This is a genomic window from Paenibacillus sp. 11B, assembly GCF_030487755.1.
GTDB lineage: Bacteria > Bacillota > Bacilli > Paenibacillales > Paenibacillaceae > Paenibacillus > Paenibacillus vandeheii.
Genome location: NZ_JAUKNS010000008.1, coordinates 128,899 through 144,001 on the forward strand (window position 1 = coordinate 128,899; position 15,103 = coordinate 144,001).

Consider the following 15,103-nt stretch of genomic DNA (forward strand, 5'->3'; position numbering starts at 1 on the left):
ACTCGTTCTCCCCATTGTACACGGCAGGGCAAATATTCGGATACGGTGGTGTTGTCAATACCTTTGACGATATGGTCTGATGATTTCCTCACTCCACACCTGTACTTCGATATAACGCTCCGGTCCGAGATCACCCTGTCGATTCCATTCCTGAGGCCAGCCGTAGGATTGGATAAGGTCCAGAATTTCATCTTTCGTGTATATCTGTTTACGGTAAGGTTTATCGTCCATATAACGCATCGTTGGAAACAAATCGCCATAGGTGAAACTTACGGAATCAGCAGGAAGATCCTCCCATAAAATCGTGACCCATTCCGGTTCGGTATACCATGATTCCAACCACGCGCATGCACCCAGTGTCATATAGTGAGGATAATGGTTGGCCGGATACCCACCTTTGGTGATAAACTGCTCGTACGCTTTCTTCTCAAGTTCTCTTCGAATCATCATGTAATCTGCCGATCGCTGACTGGCAAAATTCCGGCCTTTCCGCCGGATACGCTGCGCAACAGCTTCTGCATCCTGTTCGGACAGACTGGAGAGATTACGGAATGGTCCAACATTTTTTTCAAAATAATGATACGCGTTCAGGTCTGACATATGGATCCCGCCTCCATTTACATCTTTTCGTCCCCCGTTTTCGTTAGACATAGTGTACATCATGCCAACATGTATGGAAATCATATTGCTGATTCCCAGATTTGCTTGGTTACTGAAGTCAGAAGAAATTAAAAGTTATGGACTTTTCGGTCCGTAACGTTATATACTATGTTTTGGAGGTGCATTACATATGGTTCGACCGCGTAATTTCGATGAAACCGATGTTCTGAGAAGAGCGATGACCCTATTTTGGAGCAAAGGGTATGAAGCAGCCTCCCTAAGTGATTTGCTTAGTGCAACAGGCCTCAGTAAAAGCAGTCTGTATGAGACTTTTGGCAACAAACATGATCTCTTTCTTCGAGCATTCCAGTTATACCGGACTGAACGTATGGAAGGCTTAATTGACTGCTTGAGCGACGCGAACGTTTATCGAGGAATTGAATCTGCTTTTCGTGCCCTCCTTGACGGCGCCAATTCGTTGGGCTGCATGACATCCAATGAAGCGATCGAATTAGCCCCTCATGACCACGAGCTTCAGAAGATGGTTGAAAGCGATTTTGACGATGTTGAGCTTGCTTTTCTGAGTGCCATCGAAAGAGGAAAGAGCAATGGAACACTGCATACCCAGATGGATTCCTTAAAACTTGCGCGTTTTATCACCGTCTCCCTGCAAGGAATTAACGTTATGGTACGCGCACAATCCAAGCGAGAAAGAATCGAGGATTCAATTCTCGTCATATTAGAAAATTTGAAATAACTCGAGCGAACTGCTCGCTTTCTTTATAGTCATTATGGACCGAATGGTCCTTTATGAACATAAGAGCGAGTATTTTTTTATCTATTACGGACCGAAAGGTCCATTAATGGAATATCTATATACAAGAAAGAGGAATGATCCTATGAACCCAAAATACGAATCCCTGTTCACTTCGTTTCAACTGCCTTCCGGTGTGCAATTCATGAACCGGATGCTGATGGCCCCGATGACGATAATTGCATCTGGAGCGAATGGAGAAGTAACGGATGAAGAATTGGCTTATTATCGTGCTCGGTCTTATGGAGTAGGCGCAATTATTACAGCCAGCGCACTAGTGTCGCCAAACGGGAAGCTTACAGAAAACGGATTTGGTATCGATAACGATGCATTGATTCCTGGTTTGAAAAAACTGGCGGCTGTCATTCAGGAAAATGGAACTCGAGCCATTGTTCAGATTTATCATGGCGGAAGATTAAGCAATCCAGGTCTGGTCCCGGCGCTAATGGATTCCTGCTCCAGCAATTTTTCTCCCCCCACTCTAACCGAAGAGAAGACCAATGGGGAGGAACGTTGGATAAGCAAATGACCTTCTCTCTGGAAGTCATAAAACGGGTTCAAGAAACGGTAGTTACTTACGCCACATCACCGTTTGCCGTTGGATATCGAATTTCACCGGAGGAAATTGAAAACCCGGGTATCACCATGGAAGACACACTTCATTTTGTTGGCGTTTTGGCAGAACAGAATTTGGATTATATTCACGTTTCCCTGGATCGCTTCTGGGCTGGCCTAAGAAGAGATGGTAGTGCAACTAATTCCAGAATCATTATGATCCAGGAACGAGTGGGCGACCGCGTGCCTGTAATTGGTGTTGGTGGACTGTCGACACCGGATGATGTCGTTCAAGCATTGGAGAGTGGCGTTCCTTTGGTCGCGCTCGGTCATGCCATGATTTTGAACCCGGATTGGATCGCCTTGGTACAAAGTGGACGGGAAAAGGAAATAAAAATGACAATCTCCCGTTCCTCGCAAAAAGAGCTAGCGATCCCTGATGGTTTGTGGGCAATGATCACCAACATCCCGGGCTGGTTCCAAGTCATCGATTAAACAGTGCTGAAAGCATTCAGCGAAGGTTGAATGAAAACATATGATGCGGTGGTGAACATGGAAATGATTTCTGAAAAACAGATTTATGAAGTGCCTCATGGCGAAGTGGCCGGTTTGCCTGGTTTCACTCATGGCTATGCCGACGATAATGAAACGCGTGTACATTATGTTGCTGGAGGTCAGGGACCCGCCATTGTGTTGATTCACGGTTGACCGTTTACCTGGGCCGTATGGCGCAAAATAATGCCTCTGCTGGCTGAAGCAGGCTACACAGTCATCGCTCCTGATCAGCGAGGAATCGGAGATTCCGCCAAGCCGGATCATGGTTATGAGAAAACGAATAGCGCGAAGGATATCCATGAGCTTGTCAGTCAAATGGGGTTGGATCAAATTCATTTAGTTGGAACCGACATTGGAGCAATGACCGCTTATGCGTTTGCAGTCTCATATCCGGAGTGTGTACAGCGGCTCGTTTTATCCGAATCCGTTCTGCCGGGCTTTGGGCTGGAAGAGTTGATGGATGTAGCCAAAGGTGGCTCCTGGCATTTCGGATTTCACATGCAAGTTGATCTGGCCGATAGATTAACCCGTGGCAAAGAAGCCGAATATCTGGAATCCTTTTGGCGTCATATGTCTCCTCTCCATCCACTTGAGCAAACGTTAAAAGACGAGCTACTCAGCAAATATCAATTATCTGGAGCAATGCGTGCCAGTTTTATGCACTACGAGTCTTTACTGCGAGATGGGGAAATTAACCGGCAGCGCACCACACAGAAATTAAACATGCCACTTCTTGTCTTAAACGGTTCTCACGGCCTACCGCAAGCACCATTACTTCAAGCTGCGCACGAAAGAGCAACTCTGGTACAACAGGCTATTCTGCAGAATGCCAGACATACGCTCGCCGAAGATAACCCACAGGAACTGGCTTTGATTTTAAAAGATTTTTTCGTCTAACTCAGGTAAACGGGAGAAACCGGCTCGAATAAACAGCAGCAGTCTAGGATTTTTCGGTCCATGACTGCTGCTGTTTTTTTCTATAAGACAATCCGTCTAATATCTTGTTTCACGAATTCTGACGGTTGTATAATTTTAAGCTGCTTAGATCGCCTGTTGTCCTGCTTATATATCCTATTAAGTACTCATCGAGTATAATTAAGCCATGTATTACCATTTATAAATTTTGAATAGTATTTTATTTATAAAGAGAAGAATTACATGGTTAGCTGAGATACTAAAGGAGGGCTTTATTATGTTAGGCATTAAGGTACAGCAATTAGAGAATCAACTAATCATCCGTTGGCAGCTTTCCAAAATAGAAATTCCCATCTCAGATATTAGAGCGGTTACCCTTGATGATACATATGGTGGAAGTGAATCTTCAGCCGTTCGAATCGGCGCAGCGTATGGTGCTTCGGAAACAATTCTAATCCGCACAACCAATCAATCCTACATTCTTTTTACTTCCAATGAGGCTTTATTTCCGAAGATTAATTCGATGCTTACTCATAACTCTTCAGAGTGAAAAATTTAGTTCGTGGCAAGAACAATTCTAACTGCAAATAAAATACCTGATCAGACTCGAATGTCCATAAATATTAAAATGACGGTTACTTTTTTTAGCGGGTATATTCCAGTCTAAAGACTCAAGTGAACACTATTCGCCCCAATGTCCACTAGCCTGTGGTTTAACCGATCACAGAGACGTTATTTTGTCATTTTAAAATTCCATGGCAGCTTTGTAACTGAATAATTCGTTAAACTTTGCACTCCACGAAATCCGCCCTTTAAGGCTTTGTCGATTTCTTCAGACTTTAACCCCAGAGTTAAACAACTTTCCTGAAGAGCTCTTTCTATTGATTATCTTCAATAACTTCAATTCTTTGAGTATTTGTTTTAATAGTGTAGTTACTAGACTTACCGCTCTTAGTTATAGTAAATTCGGCAACAGCAGATATTTCATAGCTGCCTGGCTCCTTAATCTTATAATTGAATTCCTCGGGAATGGTGGTTTTTCTTGAAATTTCACGAATTATGCCTGCATCAGAGACAAACGAAGAATTAATTTGTCGTCCACTGCTATCTTTGACAAAAAATGTGAACACCTTCTCCCTGCTAGCTATTTGCAGTTTTTGCTTGGACTTCACATCAAAATTACCTATGGCAGTAAACATTTCATTGACCCTTACTTTTTTTGGAGCAGAGATATTGACCGAGAAAAGAGAGTCTTCTTGCTTCTCCAATTTGGGTAATCCCTCCCATCCATTAATCATAGCTTTATCTTCTTTTAGTGATTGACATCCAAACAAACTTAGGCAAACAAACAAAGCTATAAACATTTTCAAGCTAACTCACCTCCCTTTTAGAACAGACGTAGATAATTCATAAATTGTTTCATGATCGAAGATTATTTCGAATAAAAAAATCATAAAAAGGGATTTAATTCAAATAAATCACTGAAAATAACCACAAATATATCATTTAATTGTATAATATTCCATAAAAAACGAAGTGAAAGGGGGTATTTTCAACTTATTACACCTTCGTCTTTAATTTTGTTGAAAAGCTTTAATACAAAAAAGAAAGGACTGCTAAAATGAAAATCAGAAAATTAATAGGTTTGGTTACTCTAGTTTCTTCTGTTCTACTAAGCCTCAATATGGGTGGAATTTCAAGTGCAGAAGAAAATAATGAGTATAGCTGGAAAACATTAACTGGTTCTATCTGGGACATTGCAGAAATCACACAGAAAAACAATCTGAATGAAACTCCATATCCCTTGCAAATGTTCGAATCTCAGGAAAAGCTCCAAACTACATCCCTTTTAAAAAATTATGTGGAGAAAAACAGAATTAAGTATGATATCCCTATAATTAAAAAATTAATAGAAAACGAGCCCACAAAGTTCTCGGGACATTATTACTCTGAAGACAAGGGAACAGTGGTAGTGCAGATTACCCAAGATATCGAACAATTAAAAACAAAGGTTCTAAACTCGGTTAAAAATAGCGATAAAATTGAATTTCAAGTCACAAAATTTTCTTGGGAAGATATTGAGAATGCAAAGAAAACCATTAGAGAAAATGTTAAGCCCGGTACCGTTCGCGCGCTTATTCCCGATGTACAAAACAATAAACTAATCATCGCGATGGATGAAGAATCCAGTCTAAGCGAAGAATCAGTCGCTAATCTTGTTACACATTCAGATATGCTTGAATTCACAACTCTACCAGCTTCTTCACTTAAGGTTGAAACTGATAATACTAATTACGGTTCCCAGTTTCCCATGGGATCTAAAATAGGAGGAAATTATGAAAAGGTAAGCGGAGATAATTATCAACTCTCGGTATGTACGGCTGGGTACTTTGGAGTAAATCAAAATAACCGAGAGGTACTAGTGACATCTGGACATTGCCAACCAACAGGCACAGTAAATGCTTGGTACCAACCCACTTGGAGCTATTCAACTATTGGAAATTTCACATTTCGAACAACATCTTCAGGGGATGGTTCAAATGCTTCCTCGGATGCTGGATATATAACATTAAACTCTGATTATTCAGGACGTCCAAGAGTTCCATACCCATCCACTTCAAATATGGCTATGGTTACCGGCGTATATGTTAGTGATACCCCTGGGGATACAGTGTATTTAAGAGGAGCGAATAGCGGTTCTACCACTTCAGGAAAAATTGCTTATTCAAACGTTGATATTTATTGGGGAGGAGCTGGGTACGGCTACAAACATAATGAAGTACTTGCAACAGGATATACTTCAATAGGAGGTGACAGTGGCGGCCCCATTTTGACTAACTATGCCTATGACAATTCTCTGCAGGGATGGACATTCGACTTGGCTGGTACTCATACTGGCGTTGTAACACTAACTAGTGATCAAAGCCCTATTCCTCCTGGAACTTATAAAGTGTATGAGCCTATCTGGACTACTTACAGTGATTTAAATCTATCAGGTATAACAATTATTGCCAAATAAAAGAAGTGTAACATACGGCCCAAGTTCTGCTCAGAGAACTCGGGCTGTATGTCTTCTAAACCCGAAGGATATGATCTTTTCATCGTAGCCGAAATAGAAATATTGTCTTTGGCAGTTAACAACTAAAAAAACGCCCGAATCATCCACCTCACTTGGATAGATTTTCGGACGCCCTTGCCATAAATAATTCATCAGTCCCCAGTAAACGTGAGTACTTTCTTCTTATCCAACAACCCCGGAGCGTTCAATACTCTCCACGAAATAACGCTGTACAAACAAATACAAAATAATGAGCGGTGCAATCGCCAGCAGAATGCCTGTATCCACGATCATGGCAACATAGTTCGGATCTGCCTTCATGCCCGAGTTAGAACCAAAACCCATCAATTGGGGAATCAACTGGTTAGCTTGAGCAGGCAATGATGCCACCTTCAGTGAGATGAGTGGACTTTCACTCATGAATAGCGCCGAGTAGAATGTATCGTTGTACTGCCAGACAAAAGAGAACAGAATGACCGTAATCAGCGGTGAAATGGCATTCGGCAGCATAATTCGGGCAAAGGTCCGAAACCCACCTGCTCCATCGATCAGCGCAGCTTCTTCAATTTCCTTGGGCATACCCTTGAAGAATTGCCGGAAAATATAAATGAACAGCCCTGCCTTCAGCCCGCCTGCCGTAGCCGCGGTAATCATGGACGGCCAGTATGTATTCAGCAGATTAACCCCCTCTCGCCCCGTGAACAGATGAACCATCCCCAGGATGTCAAAGTTGCGGAAATGCAGATACATCGGCACCATCAGGGTGCTTGTCGGAACAAGAATGGTGAGGATGACCAACACAAACAGCACATTGCTGCCAGGAAAAGAAAAGCGGGCAAAGCCGTACCCGGCTAACGCACAGGATATGGCTGTGAGCAGCGTTGTAATCGTGACGAACAACAGCGTGTTCGCCAGCAAAGGCAAATAATCCATCACCTGTGCCGCAAGCTTGATATTATCCAACGTAAAATGCTGAGGAATCATATAGATAGTCGGATTATAGATATCCTGTTTATCCTTGAACGCAACCGAGATTTTAAGAAATAACGGATACAAAATAATAAATGAAATACCGATAACCAGTGCATATCTAAATATGGAATACAGGAGGTCCGATGTCTTGTTTCGTCCCCTCTGCATGCGGTAGTTGTCTTTCGGAACCACCACCATGCGATCCGTTCCCGATACAGCCATAGTCTCATGCCTCCTTCAACGTTCGTTAACTTTCAGTTATAATGAACCCGCCGTGACAGTAGCCATCCGACAACAACCAATACCAGACCGATGACCAGGGTGTACAGCCAGGACATGGCCGAGCTTAGGCCGAAGTTCTGGGTTTTGAACGCCGTCTGATAGATGGCCTCGGTCACCGGACTGCCTGCGAAGGAATCAATGATGGTATAGATAACATTTGTCAGGATCAATGGACTCACCATCGGAAACGTAATTTTCCAGAATGATTCATAGGCTGTTGCGCCTTCAATTTTGGCCACTTCGTACATGGAACCGGGTACCGATTGCAGCGCCGCAAGGAAAATCAGAATCTGTACGCCAGAGCTGCTGACAATATCGTAAATACGCATAATGGCTTCCACGATATAATCCACATAAGCCATGGGCAGCCCCACATCATTCAGCATTCGCACCATTGAAATGACGTTAAATGAGGCTCCCCCTTCGGTAGACGATTCAATCGCACTCGCGTCCCCCATTAGATTGATCAACCCTGCGGACTCAGCAGCTGCCACCGCACTGGAGGCCAGTATGACCGGCAGGAAGAAGATGGCACGCGCCATCGTTCTGCCCTTGAAATTCTGGTTAAGCAGAGTCGCTGTAAACAGACTGAAGAATAGAATCATGGGCACATTCAGCAGCATCGCTCCAACCGAATCCACCAAGATCCGGTTAAATGTAGCATCGACTAGAATGGCATCCTTGAAGTTTTTCAATCCTACAAAATCCAGTACATATCCTCCTGGGGCAACCGACAGATTACTCAAACTGAACCGGATCGATTGCAGCAGTGGCGTAGCGAACAGGAAGATGAAACCAATCAGCCATGGTGAAATAAATGCAAGTCCAAGCAGTGCTCTCCTGGATTTCAGCGATAAACGAAGGGTTCTCATCGGTTCACTCCTTCCACTGCATAGTCCGCCCCGCCAACGGTAATTCCATCCATCGTTACCGGATCATCCGTGTAATTGATCAAGATAGATGCACCGCCACTGTAAGTGACTCGTACAACACCTTCCTGAACTCGTTCATGCTCGGTTATTAGCTGGTTCCGCAAATTCCCTAATACCTCATTTGCTTCCTTGTATAATGCAGCTGCGTCATCTACCCAATATGCATAGTCAGTGGCATATGCCGAATCATAACTGGTCAGCTTCAGCTTGGATGATGGTTCATACGTCCATTGAAACTGAGGAGCGGAGCCCAGCTCCAGACTGCGAAGCAGCTGTTTGCGCAGATCCTGATCCCCTGACGTATTCATTGCGGAAGCAGCGTAATCCATATATCCATGAATGACCATTTCATAAAAAGGAACTTCCTCATCGGTAATATTAAATCGGCTGGAGCCTGAGGGAACATCCACTATATGCTGCGTATATCCCCATGCATAGGCGTTAGCGGAGGATAACATCATGTTCGGATACTCCTGCTGCAGCTTGCCCAGCTGCTCCTTCACGATGTTCTTCGCGGTCTCCCGGTGGATGACACGACGATCGCGATAATCCGAGCTCAATACCTGCCCGAGATCACGCAGCGATAATGAGCTGAGCTCCAGTTTATTGATTTTCCCGGCAAACTCGCTCACTACATACGGAAGCTTGGCGGCCGACAACAGATAATAACTGTCTTTGCTCTGATCCATCCGGTTGAGGGCAGGACTGTAGGGATACAATTCAGCTGTCTCCTTGGTGACAAATCGCGCTGCATCGGAGGAGGGAGCAAAGTTCCAATCGTCGTGATAAATACGCTGGAACGCCACATCAGGGAATAACGCTCCGCCAGACTGTTTCAGTTGTTCAGACAGATCATGCAGCTCGGACCGAGTGCCCACTTCACTGTCCAGCTTGACCTGGGTGGGTGTATGGTGACTGAAACCTCCGCCAAACCATCCCTGATACCGCATCTGCACGCGATTCACACCCTCCTGCTGCAGCTTGGCAGCCATTTCAGCCGCCTGTTCATATGTCGTCATTGCCAATGTGGTGCGATAAGGTACACCCAGGAATGAAGCTTTTTTGTCCACTGCACCTAACACATCCACGTAAAAAGGCAATGCCGATTCGTCTTCCAGCGGTTTCAGTACGTTCTGCCCCACCAATTGCTGCTGATACAAGCGGGCCATGCCGGAATAGCTGGCATCCTTGCCGTTGAGGAAATGGTATCGCACCTGAATATCCCCACGGTATGGTTCCTCGCTCAATAGCTGAATCTCCTGCATCTTTTGCGAGGTATACATCTCCAGCTCATCCTCACCCCGCAGGGAGAATGTGCCGTATACGTGGTTGTAGCTATTTTGCCTGCCTCCAATATCCGCAGAGATACTGGCCATGCCGTCCCCTTTTTCAATCACGGCAAACCAGGCATGTTCACCGTTCTTCAAACCAAAGACAGGCATATGAACAGATTCACTGACCTGCGGGCGGCTAAGTGAATTGTCGTTCGGATCTGCACCGTACACACGCTGTACGTACTGCTCCTCCTTGACCTTTCCGTTATTCAGATGGATCAGACTGCCTGAACCGTCAGGTACAAACATATAACCTTCACCTTTCGTATCCGCGGCACCAAAGTAAGCGAGCAGATCGATATTACGAATGCGGTATTGTCCGTTCTCTTTCACCTGACTTAGCGGCACGGTTACAACCAGCGAGCCTTGATCCAGCCGATATTCCACCGGAATGACGAAGCTCGGCTTATCCGATGTGCCCCCGCCTTCAACCCCATTTTCCTTATTGTCAAAAGCAAGATCGTCTGCGGTGTACCCCGCCGCCTCAAAGGCATCCAGCATCTTGTTCAGTACAAGCTGCTTTGAGATCTGTCCATCCAACCGTTCCAGCACATCCGGGTTGGTTTTGGTTGGATAATAACGAGCAGATGTATATCTTGCCACTGTGGCATCCAGTTTCGAAAGAACCTTTTCCTCCAGACGCTGTTTGCTGATCAGTTTGGGCAGGGCATCAATGCCGAGCGAGGTATCCCCTAGCGTGTATGTAACGCGAATGCCCTGATCCACATTGACGGCTGCGAACTGTTTGTTGCTGATACTGGAGCTAAAGTTTGGAAAGTTCTCCAGTGTACCGATCGCATCCCGAAATGACACGTTCAGCTGGGAGGACAGCACTTCCTTTTCATAAGCGGAAGCCAGACCGTCCGCAGACCGTTCCTTCGGATTGCTGTACCAGATCTGCCCACTCGCTATATCACGAACGGCAATTTCCGTCGTTTCCTCGTTGTAATACAGCGCCAGTTCCTGATCTTCTTCGACCAGTCGCATACCCGGCACACCCTGTGAAGAATCCGTGAGGAATTGCAGTGACTCCGTCTCGGTTGATACAGCCTCTGTTGTTGCTTCAAGATAAGCCGCTGCTTCCACAGCAGGTACTCCCCTGTTATTGATATACAGCAGTCCAGCCGCAATCAGGATCACAGCAGCACCACTGGCCAGCACCGTATATATTCGTTGCCTTTTGTTCACGGATGCCGCCTCCTTTAGGTCCGAAAAATCAACTCACGATAGATGTTGTAACCGAATTCATATAACTGCTGCAACATGCTGAACACCAGTGCCCCGAGGAACACAATAATGCCCATGACAATTACTGTCAGCAGCATCGTCAGGATCGTTTTGATCACGGTGTACTGGTGTACCGTCATCGTGCCAATGAAGAGCAGCAGCAGAAACCAGAAGAACGCGATACTATTAAACAAATAATAAAAAGCCGTCTCTTCCTGTACCATAAACCGGCTGATAATAATCATCGGGATATAGATCAAAATAATCGGAATGAGTGAGTATCCTGTTGCGAGAAAAATCTCCCTGAACTTTCCTTCACCTTCCATCAGGGTGGTTACCGCCCAATTGGCTATGCACCAAAGAAAGAACGGCACTGCAACCGTTACCATCTCCCCTATGCTGTTGATTGTGCGAGGATCGATGTAATTCACAAGAAACCCCGCGTATTGTTTTTGCAAAATCATCATGATGATAGTAAGCGCCAGTGCACCAAAAGCAACGGTCAACCTGCCCCGCTGATCCGACTTGATATCCCAAAATGCATCAATGGGGTGAAAAATGAGATGCAGCGGAAACCTAATGTAATCCTGCTTCACGGTCAATCTGCCTCCTCCGTCTCCATTTAACCGCCACTCGGACCAGGATCAGCATGAAAATCAGTGCGATGGCAAGCGTCAGAAAGGTGCCGAAATGCTCCTTCATCATCTCTCGCCGATATCTTTTGAACGCGACAGAGTAACTTTTGCGATCCATACCCAGCTCGAAGTAACCCAGCGCTTCCTTGTTTTTCTTCTCCATCAGCAAGGATTTGCCAATACCGATATAGGCGATATCATAATTCGCGTTCAGCTTCAGCACTTCTTTCCAAATATGAACAGCCTCCGTATCCTCACCTTGATAATGAAGGGCAACCGCCTCATTCACGCTGGCTCCAAACCGTGTTGGCTCATAGACAACCAGATTGCTTTTCCCTCGATCCAGTACCAGTTGATGATCCCCGGATTGTTCCATGGCGACTGGTGTTTTGAGCGTTCCCACCTGATTACCTTTGCCTCCATATACGTAGAGCAGATGACCTTCATCATCGTAAGTAAACACCCGGTTTTGCGTCGCATCCAGCACACTGTACATACCGTTGCCCAGTACCTTCACATCAATCAGTTTGGACGGACCCGGATTATTGCGGAATCGGATATCTCCTTTGACTTCAAAGTAACCAAATCTCTTCAGCACATCCTCGCCGGATGGATTGAGACGTTTAATCGGTTCGCTGGAACCCGGGTCGATATTGGTCGCATACACGAACCCTTTGGCGTCGATATCCACATTGGAAAACTCGGTCGGTACAAACAAAACCATCTGCGCCCGCTGGGCTTTGGTTGAGAGCATCCGCCAAATGTATTCGCCATAGTCGCGTTCCACCTTGTTCGTACCGACGTATCCGATGAATTGCCCACGCTCGTCAAACTGCATTATTCCTTCGTAGACACCCTGAGCCACCACATACACCCGGCCTACCCGATCCACCGTCAATTTCAGCGGTTGGAATTGAAAATTGGTGGCGAGGATATCAGACTCTGGCTTCGTAATGGTATGGATCAGCTGGCCTTCCGCATCCAGGACAACCACGCGGCTGTTCCCTGTATCAGCGATGTATACTCGCTCCTCTTCGTCTACGAATAATCCACCTGGAGCATTAAAACTCTCCTTGCTGCCGTCCATCATAAATCCTTCGATCACCCGCAGCAGCTTATATTTCTCGTCCAGCACAACAATTCGGCTGTTGCCACTATCCAAAATATAAATCTGCCCGGAGGCAGAGACGTTCACATCAGCGGGGTCCTTAAATTCACCAATACCCAGGTCGCTGCCCGAAATGGTTCGCTGAGGCAGGTAGGCATCCGGTGAAGGAACAGCCTCTTTCCAGTAGTTGTAGTTATAGCTCTCATACGGCGCCGGGGAGGCCGCCGCAGGCACGGCATTCACCAGCAGCAGCGATACTGCCGCCAGGAGAACAAGCCATCTTTTCACTGTGCGTGCCATATCGTTCCCCCTTATTCCTTCATGCCCGAGCTCGCCATCGTCTCAATGATGCGGCTCTGTGAGAAAATAAACAGCGTGATGGGTACACTCATCAAAATAAGCGCCACCGCAGCACCTGCCCCGGCCCGGGATATCCCGCCCTGAATGATCTGACCCGCCGCATAATGCAAGGTCTTGAGCTGTTCACTGTAAATGTATCCATTGCCATCACTGCCCCACAGCATCTGGAACAACAGAATGATCAGGGTGAGCCAGGCTGGCTTTACATTTGGCATAACAATGGACCAGAAAATCCGATATTCACTCGCACCGTCAATTTTGGCTGCTTCCAGCAATGCATCCGGGATCTGCTCCATGAACTGTTTCATCAGATACAGACCTAATGAATAGGCGAATGCCGGAATAATCACAGCCCAATATGTGTCAATCCAGCCCAACCATGACATGATCATATAGTTGGGAATAGCCGTGACAGCAGGTGTAAACATCAGGGAAAGCACAACGACCTGAAACATGAACACTTTGCCCGGAAATTTGTGCTTGGCGAGCGGGTACGCCGCTGCCGAAGCAAGCAGCACATGGCCCACGATGCCAATGCCCGTAATAAATACCGTGTTGAATATATATCGTGAGAACGGAACCCACGAGTCACTCAGCAGATTCAGCAAATCAGTGAAATTGCTGAACGTTGGATTTTTGACAAATAGTGTTGGTGGAAAAGTAAAAATCTCATCCAGCGGTTTGAATGCATTATTAATCGCATAGATCAGCGGCAGCACCATGAAAGCACCAAATACGAGCAGAAGGACAAACAGGGAGATGCTTCCTGATAAAGAGCGGTTTACCCGCCTTTTGCCTGTCGCAATTGCAGCCATAGCTATTCTCCCACCCTTCGAAGCAGTTTCTGTACCAGCAGGTTGGTGCCCACCATAATCATGAACAACACGGTTGCAATTGCCGAAGCGTACCCCATTTCAAACCGCGTTGTTCCGAAGTCGATCAAATGGGTCACCACCGTCTCTGCCGCATAGTTCACACTCGGGAACCCAGCCAGTGCAATGGAGACATCCGCCACGGCAAACGAGGTTGTGAGTTGAATGACCGCACCGAACATCAGCTGTGGGCGCATCGAAGGCAAGGTAATATACCAAAGCTCCTGCCAGCGATTTTTGATTCCATCTACCGCGCCTGCCTCATATAACGTCCGGTCTACGGTCTGCAAACCGGCGATAAAAGCCAGAAAGCCTGTGCCAAGACTCAGCCACAATTGCACCAGAATGAGGATTGGCATAATGTAGGCTTCCGTTTTCAACCACTGGATTGGCTCCAGCAGAAATCCCCATTTGATCAGCAGTCCATTGGCTATCCCATAGCGATCCCCCGAGAAAATCATGAGCCAGATAAAATAGACATTCCCCGAAATGGATGGGGCATAGAAGATCAGCGTCATGAACGCTCTCCATTTGGGTGTTAATTCATTAATGATCCACGCAAATACGAAACAGGCAATATAACTGATGGGTCCGGTAATAATGGCAAACAGCAACGTATTTTTGATGGCAATCAGGAATACGTCATCCTCCAGAAACAGCCGGGTATAGTTCTGCCAGCCAATAAAACGCGGAAACTCCAGCATGTTGAAATAGGTGAAGCTGAGTATGATGGAGATGACCACCGGAATTACAGTGAACATGGTGAACAGAATCATGTAGGGAGCGAGCAGTACATAGGAATGTTTGCTGGCCTTCATTTCCTTGAGCTTCCAGGACCACCATGATTTCATGCCCATGCCTGGTGTTTTCTCAGGAGGACTGTT

At 45.9% G+C, this 15,103-nt stretch carries 13 protein-coding genes and 2 pseudogenes; 6 read left to right on the forward strand and 9 right to left on the reverse strand.

Annotated elements, in window-relative coordinates; all coding sequences use genetic code 11:
• Positions 1–54: 54 nt before the first annotated feature.
• Positions 55–600 carry a hypothetical protein gene (locus Q0V21_RS27860; protein ID WP_301881619.1) on the reverse strand — a complete coding sequence of 182 codons (546 nt, stop codon included), beginning with the start codon at positions 598–600 and terminating at the stop codon, positions 55–57.
• Positions 601–790: 190 nt separating this feature from the next.
• Here Q0V21_RS27860 and Q0V21_RS27865 point away from each other — a divergent pair, with 190 nt between their 5' ends.
• From Q0V21_RS27865 to Q0V21_RS27885, 5 genes and pseudogenes are all read left to right on the forward strand, one after another.
• Positions 791–1,357 carry a TetR/AcrR family transcriptional regulator gene (locus Q0V21_RS27865; RefSeq protein WP_079346325.1) on the forward strand — a complete coding sequence of 189 codons (567 nt, stop codon included), beginning with the start codon at positions 791–793 and terminating at the stop codon, positions 1,355–1,357.
• A gap of 142 nt (positions 1,358–1,499) precedes the next feature.
• Positions 1,500–2,464 (forward strand): annotated as a pseudogene (locus tag Q0V21_RS27870) (oxidoreductase).
• 30 nt (positions 2,465–2,494) lie between these two features.
• The gene (locus Q0V21_RS27875; protein ID WP_301881621.1) at positions 2,495–2,677 is read left to right on the forward strand and encodes a hypothetical protein; all 183 of its coding nucleotides are present in this window, start codon (positions 2,495–2,497) and stop codon (positions 2,675–2,677) included.
• 18 nt (positions 2,678–2,695) lie between these two features.
• Positions 2,696–3,421, forward strand: a pseudogene (locus Q0V21_RS27880) (alpha/beta fold hydrolase); the annotation flags it as partial.
• A 295-nt stretch (positions 3,422–3,716) separates the two neighbouring features.
• The gene (locus Q0V21_RS27885) at positions 3,717–3,989 is read left to right on the forward strand and encodes a SunI/YnzG family protein (RefSeq protein ID WP_079346329.1); all 273 of its coding nucleotides are present in this window, start codon (positions 3,717–3,719) and stop codon (positions 3,987–3,989) included.
• 328 nt (positions 3,990–4,317) lie between these two features.
• On the opposite strand, the gene Q0V21_RS27890 is transcribed toward Q0V21_RS27885, so the two are convergent.
• Complete coding sequence (locus tag Q0V21_RS27890) at positions 4,318–4,809, reverse strand: hypothetical protein (protein WP_301881622.1); 492 nt, start codon at positions 4,807–4,809, stop codon at positions 4,318–4,320.
• A 251-nt stretch (positions 4,810–5,060) separates the two neighbouring features.
• On the opposite strand from Q0V21_RS27890, the gene Q0V21_RS27895 reads away from it, so the two are divergent.
• Positions 5,061–6,458 carry a chymotrypsin family serine protease gene (locus tag Q0V21_RS27895; RefSeq protein ID WP_079346333.1) on the forward strand — a complete coding sequence of 466 codons (1,398 nt, stop codon included), beginning with the start codon at positions 5,061–5,063 and terminating at the stop codon, positions 6,456–6,458.
• A gap of 222 nt (positions 6,459–6,680) precedes the next feature.
• On the opposite strand, the gene Q0V21_RS27900 is transcribed toward Q0V21_RS27895, so the two are convergent.
• From Q0V21_RS27900 to Q0V21_RS27930, 7 genes are read right to left on the reverse strand one after another with little or no spacing between them, the layout of a single operon-like run.
• Positions 6,681–7,691 carry a carbohydrate ABC transporter permease gene (locus Q0V21_RS27900; RefSeq protein ID WP_079346335.1) on the reverse strand — a complete coding sequence of 337 codons (1,011 nt, stop codon included), beginning with the start codon at positions 7,689–7,691 and terminating at the stop codon, positions 6,681–6,683.
• Positions 7,692–7,723: 32 nt separating this feature from the next.
• On the reverse strand, positions 7,724–8,623 hold the full coding sequence (locus tag Q0V21_RS27905; RefSeq protein WP_079346337.1) for a carbohydrate ABC transporter permease: 900 nt from the start codon (positions 8,621–8,623) through the stop codon (positions 7,724–7,726).
• The gene (locus Q0V21_RS27910; RefSeq protein ID WP_079346339.1) at positions 8,620–11,205 is read right to left on the reverse strand and encodes a DUF5696 domain-containing protein; all 2,586 of its coding nucleotides are present in this window, start codon (positions 11,203–11,205) and stop codon (positions 8,620–8,622) included. Before Q0V21_RS27910 ends, Q0V21_RS27905 begins: the two co-directional genes overlap by 4 nt.
• 14 nt (positions 11,206–11,219) lie before the next feature.
• Positions 11,220–11,840, reverse strand: coding sequence for a YIP1 family protein (locus tag Q0V21_RS27915; RefSeq protein ID WP_079346341.1), 621 nt, complete (start codon positions 11,838–11,840; stop codon positions 11,220–11,222).
• Positions 11,821–13,287: an NHL repeat-containing protein gene (locus Q0V21_RS27920; RefSeq protein WP_079346343.1), complete on the reverse strand. Its 1,467-nt coding sequence runs from the start codon at positions 13,285–13,287 to the stop codon at positions 11,821–11,823. The genes Q0V21_RS27915 and Q0V21_RS27920 overlap by 20 nt, the downstream gene beginning before the upstream one ends.
• An 11-nt stretch (positions 13,288–13,298) precedes the next feature.
• Positions 13,299–14,162, reverse strand: coding sequence for a carbohydrate ABC transporter permease (locus Q0V21_RS27925; RefSeq protein WP_079346345.1), 864 nt, complete (start codon positions 14,160–14,162; stop codon positions 13,299–13,301).
• A gap of 2 nt (positions 14,163–14,164) precedes the next feature.
• Entirely contained in the window at positions 14,165–15,076 is a 912-nt protein-coding gene (locus Q0V21_RS27930; protein ID WP_079346742.1) for a carbohydrate ABC transporter permease, read from the reverse strand.
• Positions 15,077–15,103 lie beyond the last annotated feature (27 nt).

Bases quoted from the DNA above. Each gene is read 5' to 3' on its own strand.
- Q0V21_RS27860 (WP_301881619.1), bottom strand. From the start codon at position 600: ATGTCAGACCTGAACGCGTATCATTATTTTGAAAAAAATGTTGGACCA.
- Q0V21_RS27865 (WP_079346325.1), top strand. From the start codon at position 791: ATGGTTCGACCGCGTAATTTCGATGAAACCGATGTTCTGAGAAGAGCG.
- Q0V21_RS27875 (WP_301881621.1), top strand. From the start codon at position 2,495: ATGAAAACATATGATGCGGTGGTGAACATGGAAATGATTTCTGAAAAA.
- Q0V21_RS27885 (WP_079346329.1), top strand. From the start codon at position 3,717: ATGTTAGGCATTAAGGTACAGCAATTAGAGAATCAACTAATCATCCGT.
- Q0V21_RS27895 (WP_079346333.1), top strand. From the start codon at position 5,061: ATGAAAATCAGAAAATTAATAGGTTTGGTTACTCTAGTTTCTTCTGTT.
- Q0V21_RS27900 (WP_079346335.1), bottom strand. From the start codon at position 7,691: ATGGCTGTATCGGGAACGGATCGCATGGTGGTGGTTCCGAAAGACAAC.
- Q0V21_RS27905 (WP_079346337.1), bottom strand. From the start codon at position 8,623: ATGAGAACCCTTCGTTTATCGCTGAAATCCAGGAGAGCACTGCTTGGA.
- Q0V21_RS27920 (WP_079346343.1), bottom strand. From the start codon at position 13,287: ATGGCACGCACAGTGAAAAGATGGCTTGTTCTCCTGGCGGCAGTATCG.
- Q0V21_RS27925 (WP_079346345.1), bottom strand. From the start codon at position 14,162: ATGGCTGCAATTGCGACAGGCAAAAGGCGGGTAAACCGCTCTTTATCA.
- Q0V21_RS27930 (WP_079346742.1), bottom strand. From the start codon at position 15,076: ATGGGCATGAAATCATGGTGGTCCTGGAAGCTCAAGGAAATGAAGGCC.